This window comes from Pseudomonas sp. NBB (assembly GCF_032701105.1).
In the GTDB taxonomy this organism is placed as follows: Bacteria; Pseudomonadota; Gammaproteobacteria; order Pseudomonadales; family Pseudomonadaceae; genus Aquipseudomonas; species Aquipseudomonas asiatica.
In genome coordinates, this window is the sequence record NZ_CP103994.1 from 4,303,553 (window position 1) to 4,328,455 (window position 24,903).

General features: G+C 63.1%; 21 protein-coding genes. 6 read left to right on the forward strand and 15 right to left on the reverse strand.

Annotated features, from left to right (window positions below; translation table 11 throughout):
• The first annotated feature begins 21 nt into the window (after nucleotides 1-21).
• Nucleotides 22-1,302 (forward strand): M91 family zinc metallopeptidase, encoded by a 1,281-nt coding sequence (locus NY023_RS20060; RefSeq protein WP_044047140.1) that lies wholly within the window; start codon nucleotides 22-24, stop codon nucleotides 1,300-1,302.
• A gap of 21 nt (nucleotides 1,303-1,323) precedes the next feature.
• On the opposite strand, the gene astE is transcribed toward NY023_RS20060, so the two are convergent.
• The 13 genes from astE to acs form a co-directional block, all read right to left on the reverse strand.
• Nucleotides 1,324-2,331 (reverse strand): succinylglutamate desuccinylase, encoded by a 1,008-nt coding sequence (astE, locus tag NY023_RS20065; protein WP_013973648.1) that lies wholly within the window; start codon nucleotides 2,329-2,331, stop codon nucleotides 1,324-1,326.
• A 10-nt stretch (nucleotides 2,332-2,341) separates the two neighbouring features.
• The gene (locus tag NY023_RS20070; protein WP_003256592.1) at nucleotides 2,342-2,632 is read right to left on the reverse strand and encodes a topoisomerase II; all 291 of its coding nucleotides are present in this window, start codon (nucleotides 2,630-2,632) and stop codon (nucleotides 2,342-2,344) included.
• 14 nt (nucleotides 2,633-2,646) lie between these two features.
• Nucleotides 2,647-3,996, reverse strand: a complete 1,350-nt coding sequence (gene astB, locus NY023_RS20075; protein WP_013973649.1) for an N-succinylarginine dihydrolase — start codon at nucleotides 3,994-3,996, stop codon at nucleotides 2,647-2,649.
• A 23-nt stretch (nucleotides 3,997-4,019) separates the two neighbouring features.
• Nucleotides 4,020-5,483, reverse strand: coding sequence for a succinylglutamate-semialdehyde dehydrogenase (gene astD / locus NY023_RS20080; RefSeq protein WP_013973650.1), 1,464 nt, complete (start codon nucleotides 5,481-5,483; stop codon nucleotides 4,020-4,022).
• On the reverse strand, nucleotides 5,484-6,512 hold the full coding sequence (astA, locus tag NY023_RS20085) for an arginine N-succinyltransferase (RefSeq protein ID WP_013973651.1): 1,029 nt from the start codon (nucleotides 6,510-6,512) through the stop codon (nucleotides 5,484-5,486).
• Nucleotides 6,513-6,590: 78 nt separating this feature from the next.
• Nucleotides 6,591-7,610, reverse strand: coding sequence for an arginine/ornithine succinyltransferase subunit alpha (gene aruF, locus NY023_RS20090; RefSeq protein ID WP_013973652.1), 1,020 nt, complete (start codon nucleotides 7,608-7,610; stop codon nucleotides 6,591-6,593).
• Between the two features lie 146 nt (nucleotides 7,611-7,756).
• A complete protein-coding gene (locus tag NY023_RS20095; protein WP_013973653.1) occupies nucleotides 7,757-8,977 on the reverse strand; it encodes an aspartate aminotransferase family protein in 1,221 nt (406 codons plus the stop codon).
• Nucleotides 8,978-9,409: 432 nt separating this feature from the next.
• Complete coding sequence (gene argR, locus NY023_RS20100; protein ID WP_013973654.1) at nucleotides 9,410-10,390, reverse strand: transcriptional regulator ArgR; 981 nt, start codon at nucleotides 10,388-10,390, stop codon at nucleotides 9,410-9,412.
• Nucleotides 10,391-10,487: 97 nt separating this feature from the next.
• Complete coding sequence (locus NY023_RS20105) at nucleotides 10,488-11,252, reverse strand: ABC transporter ATP-binding protein (RefSeq protein ID WP_013973655.1); 765 nt, start codon at nucleotides 11,250-11,252, stop codon at nucleotides 10,488-10,490.
• A 22-nt stretch (nucleotides 11,253-11,274) separates the two neighbouring features.
• Entirely contained in the window at nucleotides 11,275-11,973 is a 699-nt protein-coding gene (locus tag NY023_RS20110; RefSeq protein WP_003260115.1) for an ABC transporter permease, read from the reverse strand.
• Nucleotides 11,970-12,659, reverse strand: a complete 690-nt coding sequence (locus NY023_RS20115) for an ABC transporter permease (RefSeq protein ID WP_003260113.1) — start codon at nucleotides 12,657-12,659, stop codon at nucleotides 11,970-11,972. Before NY023_RS20115 ends, NY023_RS20110 begins: the two co-directional genes overlap by 4 nt.
• An 88-nt stretch (nucleotides 12,660-12,747) precedes the next feature.
• Nucleotides 12,748-13,533, reverse strand: coding sequence for an ABC transporter substrate-binding protein (locus NY023_RS20120; protein WP_013973656.1), 786 nt, complete (start codon nucleotides 13,531-13,533; stop codon nucleotides 12,748-12,750).
• A gap of 639 nt (nucleotides 13,534-14,172) precedes the next feature.
• Nucleotides 14,173-16,134: an acetate--CoA ligase gene (acs, locus tag NY023_RS20125; protein WP_023661365.1), complete on the reverse strand. Its 1,962-nt coding sequence runs from the start codon at nucleotides 16,132-16,134 to the stop codon at nucleotides 14,173-14,175.
• A gap of 398 nt (nucleotides 16,135-16,532) precedes the next feature.
• Between acs and NY023_RS20130 the strand changes: the two genes are divergently transcribed.
• Nucleotides 16,533-16,787 (forward strand): DUF2790 domain-containing protein, encoded by a 255-nt coding sequence (locus tag NY023_RS20130; RefSeq protein ID WP_003260110.1) that lies wholly within the window; start codon nucleotides 16,533-16,535, stop codon nucleotides 16,785-16,787.
• Between the two features lie 155 nt (nucleotides 16,788-16,942).
• On the opposite strand, the gene NY023_RS20135 is transcribed toward NY023_RS20130, so the two are convergent.
• Complete coding sequence (locus tag NY023_RS20135; RefSeq protein ID WP_013973659.1) at nucleotides 16,943-18,502, reverse strand: sigma-54-dependent phenylalanine hydroxylase transcriptional regulator PhhR; 1,560 nt, start codon at nucleotides 18,500-18,502, stop codon at nucleotides 16,943-16,945.
• 256 nt (nucleotides 18,503-18,758) lie between these two features.
• Between NY023_RS20135 and phhA the strand changes: the two genes are divergently transcribed.
• The 4 genes from phhA to NY023_RS20155 all read left to right on the forward strand — a co-directional run bounded on the left by phhA (nucleotide 18,759) and on the right by NY023_RS20155 (nucleotide 21,639).
• A complete protein-coding gene (phhA, locus tag NY023_RS20140; protein WP_013973660.1) occupies nucleotides 18,759-19,547 on the forward strand; it encodes a phenylalanine 4-monooxygenase in 789 nt (262 codons plus the stop codon).
• A 39-nt stretch (nucleotides 19,548-19,586) separates the two neighbouring features.
• Nucleotides 19,587-19,943: a 4a-hydroxytetrahydrobiopterin dehydratase gene (locus tag NY023_RS20145; RefSeq protein WP_003254532.1), complete on the forward strand. Its 357-nt coding sequence runs from the start codon at nucleotides 19,587-19,589 to the stop codon at nucleotides 19,941-19,943.
• A 275-nt stretch (nucleotides 19,944-20,218) separates the two neighbouring features.
• Complete coding sequence (locus NY023_RS20150) at nucleotides 20,219-20,347, forward strand: hypothetical protein (RefSeq protein ID WP_015271274.1); 129 nt, start codon at nucleotides 20,219-20,221, stop codon at nucleotides 20,345-20,347.
• Between the two features lie 92 nt (nucleotides 20,348-20,439).
• On the forward strand, nucleotides 20,440-21,639 hold the full coding sequence (locus NY023_RS20155; protein ID WP_013973661.1) for an MFS transporter: 1,200 nt from the start codon (nucleotides 20,440-20,442) through the stop codon (nucleotides 21,637-21,639).
• A 137-nt stretch (nucleotides 21,640-21,776) separates the two neighbouring features.
• On the opposite strand, the gene NY023_RS20160 is transcribed toward NY023_RS20155, so the two are convergent.
• Nucleotides 21,777-24,797, reverse strand: coding sequence for an FAD-binding and (Fe-S)-binding domain-containing protein (locus NY023_RS20160; RefSeq protein ID WP_013973662.1), 3,021 nt, complete (start codon nucleotides 24,795-24,797; stop codon nucleotides 21,777-21,779).
• Between the last annotated feature and the right edge of the window lie 106 nt (nucleotides 24,798-24,903).

A 24,903-nucleotide genomic window follows, 5' to 3' on the forward strand; every position in this document is an offset into this window, starting at 1 on the left:
CCCTCGCTGCCGGAGCACTCCATGCCTGAGCTGAACATATCCAAACTCCACTCGGACCCGCATCCGCTACCCCACGGCATCATGCAGGCCAACCCGAGACCGATCTACTACATCGACGCCCGGGAACCCGGCCACTCGCAAACCGCCTTCGACAATAACGAAGACAACCCTCGGCAGCAGACCGAGGTCAAGTACATCCAGGCCGACGAAAATGTGCGAATCACCCTCGAACGCGCCTATCCATTGGGGCGGCGCTATCGCCGCAGCACCCAGAACAGCGAGCTGCTGGTCTTCAACGTGGCCCCGCGTGCGCTGCGCGCGAATGAACAGCAAAAGCGCCTACGTATCGCCCCTCGCGAATGCCTGCTGGAAGTGACCATCAACGATGCGGTATTCATGGTCCCCGCGCATACCGCCCAAGCCATTGCAATTCGCCTCACCGATGGCAATCACCACGTGGTCATCGCCCCGGAGGTGAAGAAGACGGTGCTGATCGACATGATAGGGACCGGCAACAGGATCGAGACCGGCGCAGGTATCGTCCACATCGACGCCCATACCGGCACGCACCAGATTGTGGTCGGTAGCGGCCCGGTACTCATCGACAAGGGCGACGCCGTTGTCAACGTCACGGGGCACCGCTTGCTCGGCCGCGAGTCCTCCAGGGTCGAGCTCTACCGCAATGCCGAAAACGATGCACGACTGGCCCGGCCCGTGATGGCCGAACATCAGGCCCTGGGCAATATCGGCGTGCGAGTGACGGGTAGCGACCAATTCAGCCAAGCGGCAGAGGACGCGCTGGAACTGCTGCGCAAACTACCCTGTGGCCAGGCGCTACTGGCGGCCCTGGATAAAAAGGCCGGGCAGTCCGGAGCCCCGATCAGCGTAATCGAAGCAGCCAGACACCAATTCACGACCTATACACCCAGCGACCACGAAGAAGATGAAGACGAAGGCCACTTCATCATCGACGAAAACCAGAGTAGCTGGGGCTACAGCGGCGGCACACTGGCATACAACCCAGGCTGGTCGACCGCTGCGCAACTGCCACTGCTCGACCTGTACCGCTGCCTGTGCCAAGGCTGGAACTCGATGTCAGGCACCGTGTTTCCGGGCCAGACCGAGGTTCAAGGCAAAAACGGCGCCTATCCGGTGGACAACCTGCTGCTACAGAGCATCGGCTTGCCCACCGATTGCAGGTTCACATTCGGCGGCAGCACCGCCCTGAACACCAACCCACCCGCCTTCACTGAAAACGGGCTGCGTCAGGCGTTACAACTGGAGCTGCGCACACAGCCGTGAACCCAGGCTATCGGGGCCAGCTCAGCCTAATCGCTGGCCGGAGTCGGGAACGATCAGAATCCCCGCCCTGAGGCCATTCTTGACCTTGGGGTTGGGGAAGATGATGCGCGCGCCCTCCTCCTCGACCACCCAACGCGTCTCGGCCAGGTCCTCGGCCAGCAAGTAGCCCTTGCTCAGCTCGGAGAAATTCTCGATGTCCGCCGGCAAGTGCAGGTGGAAGCTGTCGCTATGCTTGATGATCTCGCGGGAAACGCTGAACAGCTGCAGGCCATCCAGCGAGCCTTCGCCTTCGGGCTCGGTGTTTTCGATGATGCTGATCAGCCGCTCCTCCAGCTTGTCGAGGTTGACCTCCTCGTTCTGGCCGAACGGGCGGGCCTTTCCCAACTCCAGGGTGAAGGCTTCGGCCTCCAACTGCTCGTAGGTGAAGGCGCTGAAAGTGATGGAAGACTTGCTCTGCAACAACACCGCCTCCATGCCCGCCGCCGCCAGGCGTGCCAGCTCGCGACGGGAATGCTTGCGCCCCTCTTTATAAGGGTACAAGGCGAACTGCTCGATCTTCGAGCCGCGGATGGCGGTATGCAAGTCGTAATGCAGGCGGTTGCGCCCCGGCTTGCTGAAGAATACCCGGGCGAACTGTTCCAGCTCGGCGGCACGCAATGCCTCGAAGCCACTGGACAGCTCGTGGCGGCCGTTGAACAGGCGGTTGATGTCCTGCTCGATAAAGCGCTCGCCCTTGCGGATGGCTGCCGGGTTGCCGAACAGGAACAGCACCCGGGCCTTGGGTTTGATCTTGCCGTTGGCCACGCCATGCAGCAGCCGCTCGAGCAACTCGATCGGCGCCGTTTCGTTGCCGTGGATGCCGGCGGACAGCAGCAGGTCCAGCCCGCAATCCTCGTTTTCGGCCGGGCGCACTTCGAGCGCGCCCTCCCCCAGCCAGCGCAAACGCGCGCCCTTGGGTGTCACTTGGGTCTTCTCGGCCGGTTCGTGATCGGTGAGGGTCAGCTCAAGCAATTTGCCAAGGGCGAGCATAGGTACTTCCTTAGTGGTGGTGGCCGCAATCGGGGCCATGGACGTGATCGTCGTCTTCGCCGACCTCCGCCGGTTCCATTTCCAGCTGCAGGCTGACCAGGTTGGTGGCCATCGGGCGCAGCAGCAGGTTGGCGTACTCGGTGTCGTCTTCCTCGACATCCACGCCGATCAGCAGCTGGCCACGACCATCCTGCTGAATCCACACTTCCTTGCCTTGCCAGACGACGGCAAAGCGGGTGCAGGAAGTTTCCAGCTGGGTGCCGTCTTCATCTTCCAGGATAAGGCGCAGGGCGTCGGTCATTGCAAAGTCTCTCTTCAAGGTTGGCGTTGGAACGGATACACCGAGCCCAACTTCAGGATCTGGGTCAATTCGTCCAGTGCCGTACGGCATTCCACCAGCAATTGCGGGTCGGCCAGGTCCGCCTCGCCAAGGCGATCGCGGTAATGTTTGTCGACCCACTGCACCAGGGTGTCGTACAGCGAGGCGGTCATGATAACGCCTTGGTTGACCGCTGCCAGTTCCGTTTCCTTCAACGCCACGCGCAAACGCAGGCAAGCCGGCCCACCGCCGTTCTGCATGCTCTGCTTGAGGTCGAACACTTTCACCTCCCGCACCGGGCCGCCCTGGCTGGTCAACTGGCCCAGATAGGCCCAGACCCGCTCGTTGTTGCGGCACTCTTCCGGCACCACCAGCAGCATGGAGCCGTCGTCGCGGCTGAGTAGCTGGCTGTTGAACAGGTATGAACGCACCGCGTCCTCCACCGTCACCGCTGCCCGCGGCACGCAGATGGCCTGGAAGTTGCCACCCTTGCTGGCCAGTTTAGCTCGCAGTTGGCCAAGTACCGCGTCCGTCTCGAGGAAAGCGTCCTCGTGGTAGAACAGCACCTCGCCGTTGCCCACAGCAATCACATCGTTGTGGAACACGCCCTGGTCGATTACCGCCGGGTTCTGTTGAGCGTAGACCACGCCGTCATCGCTCAGGCCATGCAGCCGGGCCACGGCCTGGGAGGCTTCCAGGGTCTGCCGGGCCGGGTACTTCTGCGGCGCCGGGTAGCGGCTGTCGAAGGCGCTGCGGCCGTAGACGAAGAACTCCACGCCGGCCTCGCCATACGTACGGCAGAAGCGCGTGTGGTTGGCCGCCCCCTCGTCACCGAACTGTGCCACGGCAGGCAGTGCCGCGTGGTGGGCAAAGTGCTTGTCGTTGCTGAACATGGCCCCCAGCACGCGACTGGTGGTCGGGTGCTCGATGCTGCGGTGGTACTTGCAGTTGAGGTTGGCAGCAGTGAAATGCACGCGGCCATCGGCAGTGTCGGCACTGGGGCTGACCGTGGCGGCGTTGGCCACCCACATGCTCGAAGCCGAGCAACTGGCCACCAGCAATGGCATGGCTTCCTTGGCGGCACGCTGGATCACTTCGGCATCGCTGCCGCTGAAGCCCAGGCGGCGCAGTGCAGCCACGTCCGGGCGCTCCTGCGGTGCCAGCACGCCCTGCTTGAAGCCCATGTCGGCCAGCGCTTTCATCTTCGCCAGGCCCTGCCGCGCGGCTTCGCGCGGGTTGGAACCCTGCTGGCTGTTGCTCTGCGAAGCCACGTTGCCGTAGGACAGGCCGCCATAGTTGTGGGTAGGCCCCACCAGGCCATCAAAATTCACTTCGTAGGATTTCATCGGCTAGGCTCCGTGACCTGTTGTTATAGGGTGACGCCCGGCGTCAAGGTTGCCGGCAAGGCAAGGCTGGCGGTCTCCAGCGAAGCCACGGGGTAAGCGCAGTAATCCGCTGCGTAATAGGCGCTGGCGCGGTGGTTGCCACTGGCACCCACGCCGCCGAACGGCGCACTGCTGGCGGCACCGGTCAGTTGCTTGTTCCAGTTGACGATGCCGGCGCGGCTGCGCAGCCAGAAGTACTGGTAACGAGCGTGGGAGTCGGACAGCAAGCCGGCGGCCAGGCCGTACTGGGTGTTGTTGGCCTCATCGATGGCGGCATCGAAGTCGGCATAGCGGATCACCTGTAGCAGCGGGCCGAAGAACTCTTCGTCCGGGCGCTCGGCCACAGCGGTGACATCGACAATGCCTGGGGTCAGCAGTGCGGCATCGGCCTGCGGCTGGGTCATTTCCAGCAGCTTCACGGCACCCTTGGCGACCAGTTCGGCCTGGGCCGCAATCAGCGCCCGCGCTGCCTGCAGCGAAATCACCGAACCCATGAACGGCGCCGGCTGCTGGTCGAACGCACCGACCGTGACGGATCTGCTCACCTCGACCAGGCGCGCGATCAGCGCATCACCCCAGGCGCCTTGCGGCACCAGCAGACGACGGGCGCAGGTGCAGCGCTGGCCGGCGGAAATGAACGCCGACTGGATAATGGTGTACACCGCCGCATCGAGGTCCTTGACCTCATCCACCACCAGCGGGTTGTTACCGCCCATTTCCAGGGCCAGGATCTTGTCCGGGCGGCCGGCGAACTGCTGGTGCAGCAGGTTGCCGGTGCGGCTGGAGCCAGTGAAGAACAAGCCATCGATACCTGGGTTGGCGGCCAGCGCCACACCCGTTTCGCGCGCGCCCTGCACCAGGTTGAGCACACCCGCCGGTAGCCCGGCGGCAATCCAGCAATTGACGGTCAGTTCGGCCACCTTGGGCGTCAGCTCACTGGGCTTGAACACCACGCAGTTGCCAGCCAGCAGCGCTGGCACGATATGGCCGTTGGGCAGGTGGCCAGGGAAGTTGTAAGGGCCGAACACCGCCACCACGCCATGCGGCTTGTGCCGCAGCACGGCCGTGGCATCGGCCAGCGGGCCGCTCTTTTCGCCGGTGCGCTCGCGGTAGCTCTGCACCGAGATCGCCACCTTGTTGATCATGCTGGTGACTTCGGTCGCCGACTCCCACAGGGGCTTGCCGGTTTCCTCGCCGATGCACTGGGCCATCGCTTCGGCATGCTCTTTCAGTTGCGCGGCGAACTTCTCCAGCACATCGATACGCGCCTCCAGGCTCAATTGCGCCCAGGCCGGGAAGGCCTGACGCGCAGCCTGCACGGCGGCATCCACCTGGCTGGCGTCAGCGCCCTGCCCCTGCCAGACGACGGCTTGCGTCACCGGGTTGAGCGACTGCAGGGTTTCGCCCTGGCCAACCTGCCAATTGCCTGCGATGTAATGCGTGGTCATTTACTGGGCCTCCCGGCTTGCCGACAGCGGCACGGCGCGCACGTTGTCGCCGGCGCCCATGCGCAGGCGTTTGGCGGTCAAGGGGTCGACCACCAGGGTACCGGCAGCCAGCCGCGCAGGTGCGGCCGTGATGCGGCAGTCGTCGCGCTTGCGGTTGTGGATGATGTAAGGCGTCGCGTCATCGCCCGGCGTGCCCACCGCCAGCACCAGGGTCTGGCTCTCGCGCACGGCGCGGATCCTGGAGGTGTCGCACTCGATGGCGGGGCCGGCGTCGAAGATGTCGACGTAGCCTTGGTAGTTGAAGCCTTCCTGCTTGAGCATGGCCAGCGCCGGCTCGGTGTCCTTGTGCACGCGGCCGATCACGTTGCGCGCTGCCTCGGACAGGAAGCAGGTGTACAGCGGGAACTTCGGCATCAGTTCGGCAATGAACGACTTGTTGCCCACGCCGGTGAGGTAGTCGGCCTGGCTGAACTCCATCTTGAAGAAGTGCCGGCCCAGGCTTTCCCAGAACGGCGAGCGGCCCTGCTCGTCGGACATGCCGCGCATTTCGGCGATGATCTTCTTACCGAACAGCTCGGGGAACTCGGCGATGAACAACATGCGCGCCCGCGACAGCAGGCGGCCGTTGAGGCCGGAGCGGTAGTCGCTGCGCAGGAACAGCGAGCACAGCTCGGAGTTGCCGGTCAGGTCGTTGGCCAGGAACAGGGTGGGGATTTCGCGGTAGATCTTCAGCTCCTGCGAGGCGCTGACGGTCAGGCCGACCCGGTAGTTGTACCAGGGCTCGCGCAGGCCGACGGCACCGGCGATGGCACTGATGCCCACCACCATGCCTTCGTCGTTTTCCAGCACGAACAGGTAGTCGGTGTCGCCACGCTCGGCTTCGCCGCGGAAGCTCTTCTCCGCCCAGCCAACGCGATGCCCCAGGCGCTCTTCGTTGGCCGGCAGCGTGGTCAGCCCGGTGGTACCGGTGCTGCGTGCCAATTCGATCAACGCAGGCAAATCGCTGCTGCGTACAGGACGAACGATCATGCTATCTCCTTTTGCGGCGGCGGCGGCCGGCGCGAAACTCTTCTAACGCATCAATCCCGAAACGTCTGTTGCCAGACCTCAGACCGCAACCAGGCGCACGCTGGCACCCTCGCCCACACCCAGCGCCTCGGCGGCTGCCGGGCTCAGGCTGACCGGCTTGCCGGGCACCCAGTCCAGGTCCAGCAGCACCGCGCGGTAGTCCTGCAACTGGCCGTTGCACACCAGGTACGGGCGCCCGCCCTTGACCGGGGCTTCCTCGAGCCTCACCGGCACAACCCGGCTCTGGGCGATCGAGCGGATACCCGAGGTACGCGCATGCAGGGTCGGGCCACCGTCGAAGATGTCGATGTAGTGCTCGGTCTCGAAGCCTTCGCGCATGAGGATGTCGAAGGTAATCTGCGCCCGCGGGTGCACCTGGCCCATGGCTTCCTGAGCCAGGTCAGGCAGCAGCGGCACGTAGATCGGGTAGTGCGGCATCAGTTCGGCGAGGAAGGTGCGGCTCTTCAGGCCGCACAGGCGCTCGGCGTCGGCGTAGTTGAGGTCGAAGAAGTTGCGGCCGATGGCATCCCAGAACGGCGATTCGCCCTGCTCGTCGCTGTAGCCGACGATCTCGGTCACCACCGAGTCGGCGAAACGCTCCGGGTGAGCGGCCATGAACAGCAGGCGGCCACGCGAATTGAGCTCGGCCCAGCCACTGTTCACCAGTTCCGGCAGCACATAGAAGCTGGTCAGCAAGCTGTTGCCGGTCAGGTCATGGCACAGCGAGAGCACATGGATCTTGTTGTGGATCTTCAGCTCGCGCGAGGCGTGCACGAAGGTCTCGTTACGAAAGCTGTAGAACGGCTCGGAGTAGCCGGCCGAAGCGACGATGGCCGAGCAACCGGCCAGCTTGCCGGTTTCACTGTCCTCGAGCACGAAGAAGTAGCTTTCTTCACCGTTGAAGCTGACCTCGGCGGCGAAGGAAGTCTCGGATGCGGCGATCTTGTCGCCCAGGCGAGCGGTGTCGTCCGGCAGCGAGGTGACACCAATGGGGCTGTCTGCAGCCATGCGCTGCACTTCGTTCAGATCAGCCATTTGCGCGGGGCGCATCACCAGCATGGTGTCACTCCTTTGGAATCGGGCCGCTCACGGCGGCACGGAAAAACGGCAGGTGCACTGGCACCTGCACTGGAATCGGGTATCACCGGCCCGGTACAGACTCGGGCTGAGCCTGCACCGTGGCCGGCAAAGGGACCGCGGGCGGATCAGCCCTTGGTCAGGGTGGCCACGGCGCGCTCGAAGCGGTCCAGGCCTTCGTCGATGTCGGCGTCTTCAACTACCAGGCTTGGCGCGAAGCGGACCACGTCCGGGCCGGCCTGCAGCACCATCACGCCTTCTTTCTCGGCGGCGTTGAGCACGTCCTTGGCCTTGCCTTTCCAGGCCTCGGTCAGCACGCAGCCCAGCAGCAGGCCAACGCCACGCACCTGGCTGAACAGGTTGTACTTCTGGCCGATCTGCTCCAGGCGGACCTTGAAGCGCTCATGCTTGGCCTTGATACCGGCCAGGGTTTCCGGGGTGTTGACCACGTCCAGCACCGCGCAGGCGACGGCGCAGCCCAGCGGGTTGCCGCCGTAGGTGGTGCCGTGGGTGCCGACAGCCAAGTGCTTGGCCAGCTCGGTGGTGGTCAGCATGGCACCGATCGGGAAACCGCCGCCCAGGCTCTTGGCGCTGGTCAGGATGTCCGGGGTAACGCCGTAGTGCTGGTAGGCATACAGCGAACCGGTACGGCCAACGCCGGTCTGCACTTCGTCGAAGATCAGCAGGGCGTTGTGCTCGTCACACAGTTTGCGCGCGCCTTCCAGGTAGGCCTTGTCGGCCGGTACCACGCCGCTCTCGCCCTGGATCGGCTCGATCACCACGGCGCAGGTCTTGTCGGAAATCTGTGCCTTCAGCGCTTCCAGGTCGTTGTACGGCACATGGCTGATACCGGTGATCTTCGGGCCGAAACCATCGGAGTACTTCGGCTGGCCACCGACGCTTACGGTGAACAGGGTACGGCCGTGGAAGCTGTTCACGGTGGCGATGATTTCGTGCTTTTCCGGGCCGAAGCGGTCGTGGGCAACACGACGGGCCAGCTTGAAAGCGGCCTCGTTGGACTCAGCGCCGGAGTTACAGAAGAACGCACGGTCGGCAAAGGTGGCGTCCACCAGCTTGTGGGCCAGGCGCAGGGCCGGCTCGTTGGTGAACACGTTGGATACGTGCCAGAGGGTATTGGCCTGCTCGGTCAGGGCCTTGACCAGTGCCGGGTGGCAGTGGCCCAGGGCGTTGACCGCGATGCCACCGGCAAAATCGATCAATTCGCGACCCGACTGGTCCCAGACACGGGAGCCCTCGCCTCGCACAGGAATGAAGGCCGCCGGAGAATAGTTGGGGACCATGACCTGGTCGAAATCGGCACGTTGCACCGGGGCTTGCTCAACGGACATCTGAGTCTCCTGAAGAGGAACGCTGGCCTGGAAGTGGCGAGCGATGGGGGGATTGTAAGGACTGATCCGCGCCTGTCCTTGCGGCCAAGCGACAACTTGTTACAGCGCAAAACCCAGTTTTGACAAGGCTTTCGGCAATGCGACAAACACTGTCGCAATCGCGCAGTGTACGGGAGAGAGGGGGCTGGGTGAACGGGTGTACACATATAGAAGCGTGGTTGCCTGTACCGGCCGATTCGCGGGCACGCCCGCTCCCACCTGGACCGCACAGGCTTCAAACATCGCACAGACCTGCGGGAGAAAGGGCGCTGCCTGCACCGGCCTCCTCGCGGGTGAACCCGCTCCCACAGGACCTGTGCAAGATTCGAACGTTGTGCGGCCCCTGTGGGAGCGGCTTCAGCCGCAAAAGGGCCGGCACAGGGTAAGGAAATATCAGCCTTTTTCGGCAGGCGCCGAGCTCAGTTCGAATGGGCTGCTGCTACGCCGCTGGTTGCGATCCTCCCGCGGCGTTGCGCCAAAGAAGTTGCGGTAGGCACTGGAAAAATGCGGCCCCGAGGAGAAGCCGCAGGACAGCCCGATCTGGATGATCGACTTGCTGGTCTGCATCAGCATCTGCCGCGCCTTGTTCAGCCGCAGCTCCAGGTAATACTGGCTCGGCACGCGGTTCAGGTACTGCTTGAAGATACGCTCCAGCTGCCGGCGCGACACGCACACGTGCTGGGCAATTTCGTCGGTGGTCAGCGGCTCTTCGATGTTGGCTTCCATCAGCAGCACCGCCTGGGTCAGCTTGGGGTGGCTGGAGCCCAGGCGGTTCTGCAGCGGAATACGCTGGCGCTCGCCACCCTCGCGAATGCGCTCGACCACCAGTTCCTCCGACACCGCCCCGGCCAGCTCCGCCCCGTGATCACGGGCCAACACTGCCAGCAGCAGGTCGGTCACGGCCATGCCGCCACAAGCGGTCAGGCGATCGCGGTCCCAGTCGAACAGGTGACTGGTGGCGATGACCCTGGGGAAGCGCTCGGCAAAATCATCCTGCCAGCGCCAGTGCACCGCAGCCCGGTAACCGTCGAGCAGGCCCAGCATCGCCAGAGGGTAGACCCCGGCCGACAGGCCGCCAATCATGCAGCCACTGCGCGCCAACTGCTTGAGCGCCGCCGACAACGCAGCCCCCACCGTCAGCGGCTGCTCGTCAGCCAACAGGAACAGCTTGTGACACCCCTCCAGACGACCGTTCCACGGCTCGCCCGGCAAGCGCCAGCTACCCTCTTGCGCCGGCTCCGCCTGCAGGAAGACCAGATCGTAGACCACTTCCGGGTGCACCCGCTGCGCCACCTGCAACACTTCCTCGGCCAGCGCCAGAGTCAAGGGCTTGGTGCTTGGCCAGATGAGAAAACCGATTCGCTGGGTGGTCATAGGTGCGGTCCGAAACCTGAGGTCGTTCGAGTCTGTGCGCCGGGTCAGGCTGCGCTCGCCGCGCAGCATGCCCTATTCTGGTGCAAAAATGCAGCTTTTACTTCAGGCTGCCGGAGAGGAACTGCTTCAGGCGCTCCGACTGCGGATTGGCCAGCACTTCGCGCGGGCAGCCGGTTTCTTCCACCAGGCCCTTGTGCAGGAACACCAGCTGGTTGGAAACCTCACGGGCAAAGCCCATTTCGTGGGTCACCACCACCATGGTGCGGCCTTCCTGGGCCAGCGACTGCATCACCTTGAGCACATCGCCCACCAGTTCCGGGTCCAGCGCCGAGGTCGGCTCGTCGAACAGCATGACCTCCGGCTCCATGGCCAGCGCCCGGGCAATTGCCACGCGCTGCTGCTCGCCACCGGACATGTGCCCCGGGAAGGCATCCTTGCGGTGGGCGACTCCGACCTTGGCCAGGTAATGCTCGGCCTTTTCCAGGGCCTCCTTGCGATTCACACCCAGCACATGCACCGGCGCTTCGATGATGTTTTCCAGCGCGGTCATGTGCGACCACAGGTTGAAGTGCTGGAAAACCATCGACAGGCGCGAGCGCATGCGCTGCAGCTGACGCGGGTCGGCTGCCTTGAGCGCGCCGTCCTTGCCCGGTACCAGCTTCAACTCTTCGTTGTTGAGCAGGATCTTGCCAGCGTGCGGCTGCTCCAGCAGGTTGATGCAGCGCAGGAAGGTCGACTTGCCCGAACCGCTGGAGCCGATGATGCTGATGACATCGCCTGCCTTGGCCGACAGGGACACGCCCTTGAGCACTTCATGGCTGCCGTAGCGCTTGTGCAGGTCTTGGACTTCGAGTTTGTACATGCTGTCGATTCTCACAAAGCGGTCAGTGCTTGCGCGGCGCCAGGTAGCCGAGCCAGCGGCGTTCGGCCATCTTGAACAGGCGCACCAGGATGAAGGTCAGGCACAGGTAGAACACGCCCGCCGTGATATAGGCCTCGAAAGGCAGGTAGTACTGGGCATTGACCGTGCGCGCAGCGCCAGTGATGTCGATCAGGGTAACGATCGACGCCAGGCTGGTGGTCTGCAGCATCATGATCACTTCGTTGCTGTACTGCGGCAGCGCCCGGCGCAGAGCCGACGGCAGCAGGATGCGCCGGTACATCTTCATGCGCGACATGCCCATGGCCTTGGCCGCCTCGATTTCGCCATGCGGCGTGGCCTTGAGGCTGCCGGCGATGATTTCGGCGGTGTAGGCACTGGTGTTGATGCCGAATGCCAGGCAGGCGCAGAAGGTAGCGCTGGACAGCAGCGGCCACAGGAAGCTTTCGCGCACCGCCTCGAACTGCGCCAGGCCGTAATAGATCAGGAACAGCTGCACCAGCATCGGCGTGCCGCGGATCACGTAGGTGTAAAGCCACGCCACGAGATTGACCGCTGGCTGCTTGGACACCCGCATCAGGCCCAGCGGAATGGCCGCCAGCAGCCCGAAGAACAGCGAAATCGCCAGCAGCTTGAGGGTGGTCAGCAGGCCGCCGAAGTACATCGGCAGTGCCTCCCAGACGACGTTGTAGTCGAAGATCATAGTTCAGCCACCTTGACGCCAACCGAGTAGCGGCGCTCGAGATACTTCAGGGCCAACAGCGAGATGCTGGTCAGCACCAGGTACAGGGCCGCCACCGCCAGGAAGAAGGTGAAAGGCTCACGGGTGGCATCGGCCGCCTGCTTGGCCTTGAACATCATGTCCTGCAGGCCCACTACCGAAATCAGCGCGGTGGCCTTGGTCAACACAAGCCAGTTGTTGGTGAAGCCCGGGATCGCCAGGCGAATCATTTGCGGCACCTGGATGCGGAAGAACACCTGGCGGTTGCTCATGCCATACGCCACGCCCGCTTCGGCCTGGCCTTTGGGAATACCGAGGAACGCACCGCGGAAGGTTTCCGACAGGTAGGCACCGAAGATGAAGCCCAGGGTACCGATACCCGCGATCAGCGGATTCAGGTCGATGTAGTCTTCATAACCGAGCAGCGGCGCAACCCGGTTGATGATGTCCTGCCCGCCGTAGAAGATCAGCAGGATCAGGACCAGGTCCGGAATACCACGAATCACCGTGGAATACAGATCGCCCAGCCAGGCCAGCCAGCGCACCGGCGACAAGCGCAGCGCCACACCGATCAGGCCGAGCACGATGGCCAGGGCCATCGACGACAGGGCGAGCTGAAGCGTCAGCCACGCCCCGTCGAGGATGACTGCCCCGTAGCCTTTCAACATGATGAGGTCCTCGACCTAGAGAATGAAAAATGGTGCAAACCTCAGAGCCTCTGCTGTTTGCACCATTGCACAGGTGAAACTCGACGTCTTATTTCGAGTCTGGACCGTAGATATCGAAGTTGAAGTACTTCTTCTCGATTTCTTTGTACTTGCCGTTGGCACGGATGGCGTCGATGGCCGCGTTGATGCGGTCAACGTTGGCCTTGTCACCTTTGCGCACGGCAATGCCGATGCCGTCACCGAAGTACTTGGCGTCGGTGAAGGCCGGGCCTACGAAGGCGAAGCCCTTGCCGGCGTCGGTCTTGAGGAAGCCGTCTTCCAGCAGGGTGGCGTCAGCCACGGTGCCATCGAGGCGGCCAGCTGCCACGTCCAGGTAGATTTCGTTCTGGGTGCCGTAAGGAACCACGGTGGCACCTTTGGCGCCCAGTACTTCCTTGGCGAAGCGGTCGTGGATCGAACCGCGCTGCACACCAATCTTCTTGCCCTTGAGCTCATCCAGGCTGTCGCTGACGGCGGTACCTTCCTTCATCACCAGGCGCGCCGGGGTCAGGTAGTAGCGCTTGGTGAAGTCGACCGATTTCTTGCGGTCTTCGGTAATCGACATGGACGACAGGATGGCGTCGATCTTGCGCACTTTCAGCGCCGGGATCAGGCCGTCGAACTCCTGCTCGACCCAGGTGCACTTGGCTTTCATCTCTTCGCACAGGGCGTTGCCGATGTCGTAGTCAAAACCGGCAATGCTGCCGTCTGGCTGCTTGAAGGCGAAGGGTGGGTAGGCGGCTTCGATGCCGATTTTCAGCGGTTTTTCATCGGCCTGCGACACCAGGGAAAACACGGACAGCGCTAGGGCGCCAAGCAGTGCGAGCTTCTTCATCAGGTAACTCCATCGGTACGGGGCAATACAAGGCAGGTAACGGCTGCCCGATATGCGAATGGGTACAACGCGAGCCGCGCAGGGTTCGACCAAGGCCGCAGACCACGAGCGAGTGAGTGGCATTTTAACGACAGCCCGGTAGTCGATATTTCTTCAAAGCGACAACTACTTACAGAAGCGCTTGAAACGGCAACGGGCGATGTTGACAGCCATTGCAAAATATGCAAGAGCGCAAGAAATAGAACCTATAGTACTAGCAATTCCCGGGCCTATTATTGGCAAAGCCTTGTATTACGGCAAGTGCAGCGTGCCGTGTCGCAAAAAAGGCTGCGAAAACGCACCGAAACAAGCCGGATTTGTTTCCTGGCGCCCCGATATTGTGCGACGCCGGTGACAGAACAGTTACCGATGAATGTCGGGTAACAGTAAAGCAAAAACCCCGCCGGTTGCCCGGGCGGGGTTCTTGTTGGCTGGCCTCACTGATACAACACAGCCCTCAGGCATATACCTCACACTGTGGGAGCGGCTTCAGCCGCGAACACCGGCAACGCCGGTGCCATCCACCGCGCTGGGTTCTTCGCGGCTAAAGCCGCTCCCACAGAGATAGCGCAACGCCTCCAGCGTTTGCGAGCTTCGCTATCAGGCCGAAGCCAGGCTCATGGCCTTGTGGGTATCGATCAGGTGTTGCACCACACCCGGGTCGGCCAGTGTCGAGATATCACCCAGGGCATCGTACTCACCGGTGGCAATCTTGCGCAGGATGCGGCGCATGATCTTGCCCGACCGGGTCTTCGGCAGCCCCGGCGCCCACTGAATCACATCCGGCGAGGCGATCGGGCCGATTTCCTTGCGCACCCAGTTCTTCAGCTCCAGGCGCAGCTGCTCGCTGGCCTCGATACCGGCATTGAGGGTGACATACACATAGATGCCCTGCCCCTTGATGTCGTGCGGCACACCCACCACCGCAGCTTCGGCCACTTTCGCATGCGCCACCATGGCGCTTTCGATTTCGGCAGTACCCATGCGGTGACCGGACACGTTCAGCACGTCATCCACGCGACCGGTGATCCAGTAGTAGCCATCCTCGTCGCGGCGCGCACCGTCGCCGGTGAAGTACATGCCACGGAAGGTCTTGAAGTAGGTATCGACGAAACGGTCGTGGTCGCCGTACAGCGAACGCGACTGGCCCGGCCAGGAATCGAGGATCACCAGGTTGCCCTCGGCAGCGCCCTCGATCAGGTTGCCCAGGTTATCCACCAGCGCCGGCACCACGCCGAAGAACGGACGCGTTGCCGAGCCTGGCTTGAGGCCGGTGGCGCCAGGCAGCGGGCTGATCAGGATGCCGCCGGTCTCGGTCTGCCACCAGGTGTCGACGATCGGGCAACGCTCCTTGCCCACGGCCTTGTAGTACCAGTTCCAGGCTTCGGGGTTGATCGGCTCACCCACCGAGCCCAGCAGGCGCAGGCTGGAGCCATCGGCACCTTCGACTGCAGCCTGCCCTTCGGCCATCATCGCGCGGATAGCGGTTGGCGCGGTGTACAGGATGTTGACCTTGTGCTTGTCGATGATCTTCGACACACGAGTGATGTCCGGGTAATTCGGCACGCCCTCGAACAGCAGGGTGGTGGCGCCGTTGGCCAGCGGGCCATAGACGATGTAGCTGTGGCCAGTGACCCAACCCACGTCGGCGGTGCACCAGTACACCTCGCCCGGGCGATAGTCGAACACGCGCTCATGGGTCAGCGCTGCATATACCAGGTAGCCACCGGTGGTGTGCAGCACGCCCTTCGGCTTGCCGGTGGAGCCGGAGGTATAAAGGATGAACAGCGCTTCCTCGGCACCCATCTCTTTCGGCGCGCAGTGGCTGGAGGCGACTTTCATCAGGTCTTCGTACCAGATGTCGCGGTGCTGGTGCCAGGCAATGTCGCCACCGGTGCGCTTGCACACGATGATCTTCTGCACGCTGTTGGTTTCAGGGTTGGTCAGCGCCAGATCGACGTTGGCCTTGAGCGGGGTACGGCGGCCACCGCGTACGCCTTCGTCTGCGGTGATCACGACCTTGGACTTGCAGTCGATGATACGGCCGGCCAGCGCTTCGGGCGAGAAGCCGCCGAACACCACCGAGTGAATCGCACCGATACGGGCACAGGCCAGCATGGCGACCACGGCTTCGGGGATCATCGGCATGTAGATGGTGACCACGTCACCCCGGTGCACATCCTGGCCACGCAAGGCGTTGGCGAACTTGCAGACCTGCTCGTGCAGTTCGCGGTAGGTGATGTTGCGGTGTTCGGAAGGGTCGTCGCCTTCCCAGATGATGGCCAACTGGTCACCGCGCTCTTCGAGGTGGCGGTCCAGGCAGTTGGAGGAAACGTTCAGAGTGCCGTCGGCGAACCATTTGATATCGACGTGATGGTCGTCGAAGGAGGTCTGCTTGACCTTGGTGAACGGCTTGATCCAGTCGATGCGCTGGGCCTGCTCGCGCCAGAAGCCGTCCGGGTTGATCACCGATTGCTGGTACATGGCCTTGTAGGTGGCCTCGTCGGTCAGGGTGGTGGCCGCAACCTCGGGACGAACGGGATACAGTGGAGCCGCACTCATCTGTGTTACCTCGGTGTAATAGTTGTTTTTGTATGGAACCGTTTGTAACTGTACCAGAGCGACAAAAGCCATTCGACGTTGGTAGTAATTTGGTACGCCCGTTCTGACAAAGCGCTCTGGCACGCACCTTACAGCCCAGGCGAGAAATTACGGGCGCGGTTTACCAGAGGATTGTTACAGATTCTGTCAAAACACTTTATCAAAAGACCCACTGTTTCGGCCTTGGCCCCAGCCATAAAATTCACCTCGCCAGCAACGGCAAGGCGATTAACAACTGGTAACAGCCCCCACGAAGGCAAGCGTTAATCCCCCTCCAAACCTGATAGTTAAAACTAGCAATACTCGCGGCGCCATAAGCGCCGCGTGCCCCCTCACGACCTTAGACAGGTAAATTGAAAATGAAAGCTTTACTGGTATTGGTACTTGGCAGTCTTTGCGGCGCGGCGATGGCCGGCGAAGCCAAAGATGCCGAGCAGATTCCGGTTGAACAGTACAGTTACTCGCAGCACCTGGACATTGCCCGCGTCATTTCCATGAGCGAAGTGCCCAATGTGTGCGAAGTCGTGCCAGCCCGCATGACCTACGAGGACTCCAAGGGCCAGAAGCACATTCTCGAATACCGCGTGATGGGGAACGGCTGCTCGAACGGCTGATACCTTGTGAATTGGGGGCCCTGCGGGCCCCATTCGCGGGCTTGCCCGCTCCCACAGGTACAGCGCCTGACCTGAATTTGGCGCGGTACCTGTGGGAGCGGGCAAGCCCGCGAAGAATATTGCACCTGATTAACAGGTTATTGACCAACCGCTTATTAATCTACCGACTTGCCCAACGAATAATCCCTCAACTTGTTGGCAATAGTAGTATGCGAAACACCCAGTCTTTTACCTAAAGCCCGACTACTCGGGAATTCCCCCATCAAACTTTCCAGCACCGCTTTTTCAAAGCGCCCGACAATCTGCGAAAGATCCCCGTCCAGCGAAAACTCACCCGGCGGTTGGCGCACGCCGTAATCCGGCAAACGTATATGTTCACTTTTGACCACGCCGCCTTCGCATAACGAAACCGCCTGGAACAACACGTTTTCCAACTGCCTTACATTACCCGGCCAATGGTACTGGCCGAGTTTGTCCATCGCCGCTGGCGCCAGGCGCGGCATGGCGCAGCCGATCTGCCGGCTGGCCTGGTCGAGAAAGTGCTGCACCAGCCCTTCCAGGCCATCCATGCATTCGCGCAATGGCGGAATGTGCAGCGACAACACATTGAGCCGGTGATACAGGTCCTGGCGAAACTCGCCACGGGCACACAATTCGGACAAATCCACCTGGGTCGCGCAGATCACTCGCACATCCAGGTACACCTCTTCATCGCTGCCTACGCGGCGGAAGCAGCCATCTTGCAGAAAACGCAGCAGCTTCACCTGCAAGCGTGGGCTCATCTCCCCTACCCCGTCGAGGAACAGCGTGCCACCGGCGGTCAGCTCCAGCAGCCCCAGCTTGCCCTCGGCCCGCGCCCCTTCGAATGCCCCGGGGCCGTAGCCGAACAGCTCGGTCTCGGCCATCGACTCGGGCAACCCGGCGCAGTTGAGCGCCATCAACGGCGACTGGCCGCGCGGGCTTGCCAGGTGGCAGGCACGCGCCAGCAATTCCTTGCCGGTGCCGGTCTCGCCCTCGATCAGCAAAGGCGCGTCCAGCGGCGCCATGCGCCGCGCCTCGCGCACCACCGCAGCCATCACCCGCGAGCTCTGGAAGATACTGTCGAAACCGCGCAGCTCCTGCTTGCGCACGTTATAGATGCGCTCACCGATTCGGTCGGCGCGGTGCAGGGTCAGCACCGCGCCGGCCAGCGCCTCGCTGTCGTCGTGCTCGGACTGCAGCGGCGCGATATCGGCCAGGAACACATCGCCCTTGACCTTGATGCGCAGGCCGTTGATGCGCGACTTGTTGGCGCGCACCAGCTCTGGCAGGTCGAAGTCCTCCACATAGCGCGCCAGCGGCATGCCCGGCACCTCGTCCACCCGCACCCCCAGCAGCTGCGCAGCGGCACGATTGGCGGCGACGATGCTGCCGCCCATGTCGATCGACAGTACCGGAAAGTCCAGCGCACCCAGCAACGCGTTCAGCTCCATGTGTCGGCGCTCGCTGGGCATCAGCCCCACGCGCTTGACACCGAATACCCCGGCAATCGCCTCGAACTTCGGCCGCAGCGCCTGGAACTGCAGATTGATCAGGTTCGGGCAATGCAGGTAGATGGCGTTGCCATGGTCACCGCCCACCTCGCCGCGCAGCACGTTGATGCCGTACTCCACCAGCAGGTTGAGGATGTCGCGCAGGATGCCAATACGGTTCTGGCAATGCACTTTGATACGCATGAGGGCTCTCGAAGCGCCAATGTTTTTCAACACCGCGCGGAAAAGTCGTAAAGATAAGCTGACAAAAACAGCCGAAGCTTCAGCCAGATGCCTCGGATTTTCCGACACCTACGTCTTTTTGTAAAATTATCGTTACGAAAACATCGCCGAATGCCGGTCCCGCCCAATGGCCCACCCCGTGCAAAGTGGCCAGCGAAGGGATATTCCTTAGGCATGTCCTGCACATAACAAGAAAAGCCCTCACCAGGAGAGCCACATGAAACAGACGCAATACGTGGCACGCGAGCCCGATGCGCATGGTTTTATCGATTACCCGCAGCAAGAGCATGCGGTATGGAACACCCTGATCACCCGTCAGTTGAAAGTGATCGAAGGCCGCACGTGCCAGGAATACCTGGACGGCATCGACCAGCTCAAGCTGCCCCATGACCGTATTCCGCAACTGGGCGAGATCAACAAGGTGCTGGGCGCCACCACCGGTTGGCAGGTTGCCCGGGTCCCGGCGCTGATCCCCTTCCAGACCTTCTTCGAACTGCTGGCCAGCAAGCGCTTCCCGGTAGCCACCTTCATCCGTACCCCGGAAGAGCTGGACTACCTGCAAGAACCCGATATCTTCCACGAGATCTTCGGCCACTGCCCGCTGCTGACCAACCCCTGGTTCGCCGAATTCACCCATACCTACGGCAAGCTCGGCCTGGCCGCGACCAAGGAACAACGCGTTTACCTGGCGCGCCTGTACTGGATGACCATCGAGTTCGGCCTGATGGAAACCGCGCAGGGCCGCAAGATCTATGGCGGCGGCATCCTCTCGTCGCCAAAGGAGACCGTCTACAGTCTGTCTGGCGAGCCCGAGCACCAGGCCTTCGACCCGATCGAGGCCATGCGCACACCGTACCGCATCGACATCCTGCAGCCGTTGTATTTCGTGCTACCGAACATGAAGCGCCTGTTCGACCTGGCCCACGAAGACATCATGGGCATGGTTCACAAAGCCATGCAGCTGGGCCTGCACGCACCGAAGTTTCCACCCAAGGTCGCTGCCTGAGCGACCTTGCCGATAACAACTCGAACCGGAAAACACCACATGAATGCCTTGAACCAAGCCCATTGCGAAGCCTGCCGCGCCGACGCACCAAAGGTCACCGACGAAGAGCTGGCCGAGCTGATTCGCGAAATCCCGGACTGGAACATCGAAGTACGTGACGGCCACATGGAGCTGGAACGCGTGTTCCTGTTCAAGAACTTCAAGCACGCCCTGGCGTTCACCAATGCCGTGGGCGAAATCGCCGAGGCCGAAGGCCACCACCCGGGCCTGCTGACCGAGTGGGGCAAGGTCACCGTGACCTGGTGGAGCCACTCGATCAAAGGCCTGCACCGCAATGACTTCATCATGTGCGCACGCACCGACAAGGTGGCGGAGACGGCTGAAGGCCGCAAGTAAGCACTGAGAAACTGGAGCCTGTGGGAGCGGGTTCACCCGCGAAGCAGACAACGCGGTGCATGGCACCGGCTTCGCCGGTGTTCGCGGGTAAACCCGCTCCCACAGGGGCCCCAGTTGTTTGCAGGAAACATGTCCGCTGTTCGCCCGCAAAACCGACAAGCGACCGCCAAAAAAACCCAAACTGTCATCCAGACTTGTGTATCCTGCCCCAGCTTTGCGAAGCTTCAAACGCGCCTGGCGCAGACTTTTCACTCACACTTGCGAGGAACGACGAGATGCATGAAATCCCGAATCTTCCCTTCCCAAGCCTGAACCCAGAAGAGCCAACCGTTACCGTTCACGCCGAACCGGCAGCTGCCGTCGAGCAGGATGGTGACGATCAATCCAGCGCTGACCAGGAATAACCGCGCATCCCCCGACTGTGTGAAAACGGCTGACCTGCGGGCCACCCCCCGTCATCACGTTTTCACACCGTCCAGAACCCACGTAGGCCCTCATGCCCCACTCACCGCGCCCCCTTGCGGTCACCCTGCAAGTCGTCTCCATCGTCCTCTTCACCTTCATCGGCTACCTGAACATCGGCATCCCGCTGGCCGTATTGCCCGGCTATGTGCACAACGACCTGGGCTTCAGTGCCGTGGTCGCGGGCCTGGTGATCAGCGTGCAGTACCTGGCCACCCTGCTCAGCCGCCCCACCGCCAGCCGCATCATCGACAACCACGGCAGCAAGAAGGCGGTCATGTATGGCCTGGCCGGCTGCGGGCTCAGCGGGGTTTTCATGCTGGCCTGCGCCTTCCTCACCCACCTGCCCTGGCTGAGCCTGGCCTGCCTGCTGGTCGGCCGCCTGGTACTCGGCAGTGCGGAAAGCCTGGTGGGCTCCGGTTCCATTGGCTGGGGCATTGGCCGTGTAGGTGCCGAAAACACGGCCAAGGTCATTTCCTGGAACGGCATCGCCAGCTATGGCGCGCTGGCCATCGGCGCTCCGCTGGGCGTACTGATGGTCAAGAGCCTGGGCCTGTGGAGCATGGGCGTGAGCATCATCCTGCTGTGTGCGCTCGGGTTGCTGCTGGCCTGGCCCAAACAGGCCGCACCGATCGTCAGTGGCGTGCGCCTGCCGTTCCTGCGGGTGCTGGGCAAGGTGTTCCCGCACGGCTCGGGGCTTGCCCTGGGCTCGATCGGCTTTGGCACCATCGCCACCTTCATCACCTTGTATTACGCCAGCCGTGGCTGGGCCAATGCGGCACTGACCCTGAGCCTGTTCGGCGCCAGCTTCATCAGTGCGCGACTACTGTTCGGCAACCTGATCAACCGGCTTGGCGGGTTCCGGGTGGCGATCGCCTGCCTGTCGGTGGAAACGCTCGGGCTGCTGATGCTGTGGCTGGCGCCCAGCGCCGAACTGGCGTTGGCGGGGGCCGCACTGAGCGGGTTCGGCTTCTCGCTGGTGTTCCCGGCACTGGGGGTGGAGGCGGTGAACCAGGTGTCGGCGGCCAACCGCGGGGCGGCGGTGGGGGCTTATTCGCTGTTCATCGATTTGTCGCTGGGGGTGACCGGGCCACTGGTGGGCGCGGTGGCGGCGGGGTTCGGGTTTGCTTCGATGTTTCTGTTTGCGGCAGCGGCGGCGGCTTGCGGGCTGGTGTTGAGCCTGTATCTGTATCGGCAGGCGCAGCGAAGGCGGGATCGCGCACAGGAAACCTGATTTATGTACTGCCTGCACTGGCCCTATCGCCGGCAACCCAGCTCCCACAGGGACCGAATGAACCAAGGCTGACGCTACACCTGTGGGAGCTGGCTTGCCGGCGATGGGCTGCAAGGCAGCCCCCGGGGCCCTGAAGGTCAGCGCTTGGCGTACTGCAGCACCACTTCCAGCGGGTGGCGCATCTGCCGCTCGGTCATGCGCTTGACCTGGCTGCGGCACGAGTAACCGGTCGCCAGCGGCTCGCCTTCCTTGTCCAGCTTGGTCGCCCACGACTGCTCGAAGATGGTCCGTGAGGTGTCCTGGTTGCGCGCCTCGTGCCCATAGGTACCGGACATACCGCAGCAGCCAGTCGCCTCGGTCACCAGCTTCAGGCCAAGGCGGGCAAACACCTGCTCCCACTGCTTGGTGCTGGCCGGCACGTTGGTCTTCTCGGTGCAGTGCGCCATCAGGCGGAAAGTGCCCGGCGCGGTCGGTGCCTGCTCCGGCAGCACGTCCATCAACCACTCCTGTGGCAACAGCACCTGCGGGCAGCCATCCAGGCCCGGCACTTTCTGGTACTCCTGGCGATACACCAGGGTCATCGCCGGGTCCAGGCCCACCAGCGGCACGCCGCAGTCAGCCAGGGCCTTGAGCTGGGTGGCATTGCGGATCGCCGCCTTGGCGAACGCACCGAGGAAGCCCTGAACGTGCAGTGGCTTGCCATTGGCACTATACGGCGCCAGGAACACCCGGTGGCCCAGGCGGTGCGCCAGGTCGATGAAGGCCGACAGCAGCGGTGTCTCGAAGTAACGGGTAAAGGCATCCTGCACCAGCACGATGCTGCGCTCGCGCTGGGCCGGGGTCAGTTCACGCAGGGCCGGCACGCTGGCCACGCCGACGCGGCAGCGGGTCAGGGTGGCCTGGAAGTTGAAGCGACTGATCAGCGGGCTGTCGACCATGCCGACCTTGTCGGCCAGCAGCTTGCTCACCCACTTCGAGCCCATCACCGCGTTGTACAGCCCGGGCGCGTGGGCCAGGTACGGGATGGTGAACTCCAGCGAACCGATCAGGTAGTCACGCAGCGGGCGCTGGTAGCGGCCGTGGTACAGCTCGAGGAAGCGCGAGCGGAAGTCCGGCACGTTGACCTTGATCGGGCACTGCCCGGCGCACGACTTGCACGCCAGGCAGCCGGCCATGGCGTCGTACACCTCATGGGAGAAGTCTTGCTGGCCCTGGCTGCGCGCACGGTTGTTGCGCAGGCGTGCCGGCAGGCCCTTGAGCCACGACACCTTGTTGCGTGCCGCCGCCAGCACGTCGATATCGGCTTCGCCCTGCAGGCGCAGCCATTCGCGCATCAGCGAGGCACGGCCCTTGGGCGAGTGCTGGCGCTCGCGGGTGGCCTTCCACGACGGGCACATGGCGTCGTTGGGGTCGTAGTTGTAGCAGGCGCCGTTGCCGTTGCAGTGCACGGCGCTGGGGAAGTCCTGCCACACGCGTTCGTCGATGGTGCGGTCGAGATCGCCGCGCAGGGTTACGCCATCGACCGGGGTCAGGCCTTCGGCACTGCCCAACGGGGTGCAGATCTTGCCCGGGTTGAGCTGGTTGTGTGGGTCGAAGGCGCCTTTAAGGCGCTGCAGCGCCGGGTACAGCTCGCCGAAGTACTCCGGCACGTATTCAGAACGCAGGCCCTTGCCGTGCTCGCCCCACAGCAAGCCGCCATAGCTTTTGGTCAGCGCCGCCACGGCGTCGGAAATCGGCTTGACCAGTGCGGCCTGGGCCGGGTCCTTCATGTCCAGCGCCGGGCGCACGTGCAGCACGCCGGCATCGACGTGGCCGAACATCCCATAGGCCAGGCCGTAGCCATCGAGCAGTGCACGGAAGTCGGCGATGTAGTCGGCCAGTTGCTCCGGCGGTACCGCGGTGTCTTCCACGAACGGTTGCGGGCGTACTTCGCCCTCGACGTTGCCCAGCAGGCCCACCGAACGTTTACGCATGGTATAGACGCGGGTCACCGCCTCGGCGCCCTCGGCCAGGGTGTGGCCCAGGCGCTCGACGCTGGTGTCGTTCTGCAGGTGCTGGATGAACGCTTGCACCTTGGCATTGACCTCGGCCGGCTCGTCGCCGCAGAACTCCACCAGGTTGATGCCCAGGGTCGGGCGCTCGGGGTCGGCCGGGAAGTATTCGGCGACGCTGTGCCAGACGATATCCTTCATCGCCAGCATCAGCACCTTGGAGTCGACAGTCTCGATCGACAGCGGCTTGTGCGCCATCAACGCGTTGGCGTCACGCAGGGCATCCATGAAGCTGGTGTAGCGCACGTTGACCAGCACGGCGTACTTGGGGATCGGCAGCACATTGAGCTTGGCTTCGACCACATAGCCCAGCGAGCCCTCGGCACCGCACAGCACGCTGTTGAGGTTGAAGCGGCCCTGCTCGTCGCGCAGGTGGGCCAGATCATAACCGGTCAGGCAACGGTTGAGCTTGGGGAAGGTGGCTTCGATGAGATCGGCCTGGGTTTCCTGGATCTCCCTCGCCATGCGGTACACCTCGCCGACCCGGCCGGGCGCAGCACAGGCCTGCTCCAGCGCGGCATCGTCGATCGGCAGGCTGTGCAGGCGCTCGCCGCCGAGCAGCACGCTGTGCAGCTCCAGTACGTGGTCGCGGGTCTTGCCATAGGTGCAGCTGCCCTGGCCGCTGGCGTCGGTGTTGATCATGCCGCCGACAGTGGCACGGTTGGAGGTGGACAGCTCGGGGGCGAAGAACAGCCCGTGCGGCTTGAGCGCAGCGTTGAGCTGGTCCTTGACAGTACCGGCCTGCACCCGCACCCAGCGTTCCTCGACGTTGATTTCGAGGATTTTGTTCATGTGCCGCGACAGGTCGACGACGATACCGTCGGTCAGCGACTGCCCGTTGGTGCCGGTACCACCACCGCGCGGGGTCAGCTTGACCTGCTGGAAGCGCCCCTCGGCCATCAGCGTGGCGACCCGCGCCACATCATCGGCGTCCAGCGGGAACACCGCCGCCTGTGGCAAGCGCTGGTAGATCGAGTTGTCGGTGGCCAGCACCGTGCGGGTGCCGTAGTCGGCACTGATCTGGCCACGGAAGCCGCTGTTGCGCAGGGCTTCGAGGAATTCGGGGTAGTTGGCGCTCGGGGCAACGGTCGGCAGCTGGGCGATCATCGAAGGATGGCCTCTTGATATTGGCTAATTCACGGGATTCCTGTCGTTCCGGCATGGGTGATGACATGCGGAGGTGACGTGCAGGCCAATGTTCCTGTAGTTTCGC

What these genes read in the sequence shown, in the direction of transcription:
- NY023_RS20070 (WP_003256592.1), bottom strand. Translation starts at nt 2,632, where the DNA reads ATGACCGACGCCCTGCGCCTTATCCTGGAAGATGAAGACGGCACCCAG.
- aruF (WP_013973652.1), bottom strand. Translation starts at nt 7,610, where the DNA reads ATGCTGGTGATGCGCCCCGCGCAAATGGCTGATCTGAACGAAGTGCAG.
- NY023_RS20155 (WP_013973661.1), top strand. Translation starts at nt 20,440, where the DNA reads ATGCCCCACTCACCGCGCCCCCTTGCGGTCACCCTGCAAGTCGTCTCC.
- NY023_RS20150 (WP_015271274.1), top strand. Translation starts at nt 20,219, where the DNA reads ATGCATGAAATCCCGAATCTTCCCTTCCCAAGCCTGAACCCAGAAGAG.
- NY023_RS20130 (WP_003260110.1), top strand. Translation starts at nt 16,533, where the DNA reads ATGAAAGCTTTACTGGTATTGGTACTTGGCAGTCTTTGCGGCGCGGCG.
- argR (WP_013973654.1), bottom strand. Translation starts at nt 10,390, where the DNA reads ATGACCACCCAGCGAATCGGTTTTCTCATCTGGCCAAGCACCAAGCCC.
- NY023_RS20160 (WP_013973662.1), bottom strand. Translation starts at nt 24,797, where the DNA reads ATGATCGCCCAGCTGCCGACCGTTGCCCCGAGCGCCAACTACCCCGAA.
- NY023_RS20120 (WP_013973656.1), bottom strand. Translation starts at nt 13,533, where the DNA reads ATGAAGAAGCTCGCACTGCTTGGCGCCCTAGCGCTGTCCGTGTTTTCC.
- acs (WP_023661365.1), bottom strand. Translation starts at nt 16,134, where the DNA reads ATGAGTGCGGCTCCACTGTATCCCGTTCGTCCCGAGGTTGCGGCCACC.
- astE (WP_013973648.1), bottom strand. Translation starts at nt 2,331, where the DNA reads ATGCTCGCCCTTGGCAAATTGCTTGAGCTGACCCTCACCGATCACGAA.
- phhA (WP_013973660.1), top strand. Translation starts at nt 18,759, where the DNA reads ATGAAACAGACGCAATACGTGGCACGCGAGCCCGATGCGCATGGTTTT.
- NY023_RS20060 (WP_044047140.1), top strand. Translation starts at nt 22, where the DNA reads ATGCCTGAGCTGAACATATCCAAACTCCACTCGGACCCGCATCCGCTA.
- NY023_RS20105 (WP_013973655.1), bottom strand. Translation starts at nt 11,252, where the DNA reads ATGTACAAACTCGAAGTCCAAGACCTGCACAAGCGCTACGGCAGCCAT.
- astA (WP_013973651.1), bottom strand. Translation starts at nt 6,512, where the DNA reads ATGATCGTTCGTCCTGTACGCAGCAGCGATTTGCCTGCGTTGATCGAA.
- NY023_RS20110 (WP_003260115.1), bottom strand. Translation starts at nt 11,973, where the DNA reads ATGATCTTCGACTACAACGTCGTCTGGGAGGCACTGCCGATGTACTTC.
- NY023_RS20145 (WP_003254532.1), top strand. Translation starts at nt 19,587, where the DNA reads ATGAATGCCTTGAACCAAGCCCATTGCGAAGCCTGCCGCGCCGACGCA.
- astD (WP_013973650.1), bottom strand. Translation starts at nt 5,483, where the DNA reads ATGACCACGCATTACATCGCAGGCAATTGGCAGGTTGGCCAGGGCGAA.
- NY023_RS20115 (WP_003260113.1), bottom strand. Translation starts at nt 12,659, where the DNA reads ATGTTGAAAGGCTACGGGGCAGTCATCCTCGACGGGGCGTGGCTGACG.
- astB (WP_013973649.1), bottom strand. Translation starts at nt 3,996, where the DNA reads ATGAAATCCTACGAAGTGAATTTTGATGGCCTGGTGGGGCCTACCCAC.
- NY023_RS20095 (WP_013973653.1), bottom strand. Translation starts at nt 8,977, where the DNA reads ATGTCCGTTGAGCAAGCCCCGGTGCAACGTGCCGATTTCGACCAGGTC.
- NY023_RS20135 (WP_013973659.1), bottom strand. Translation starts at nt 18,502, where the DNA reads ATGCGTATCAAAGTGCATTGCCAGAACCGTATTGGCATCCTGCGCGAC.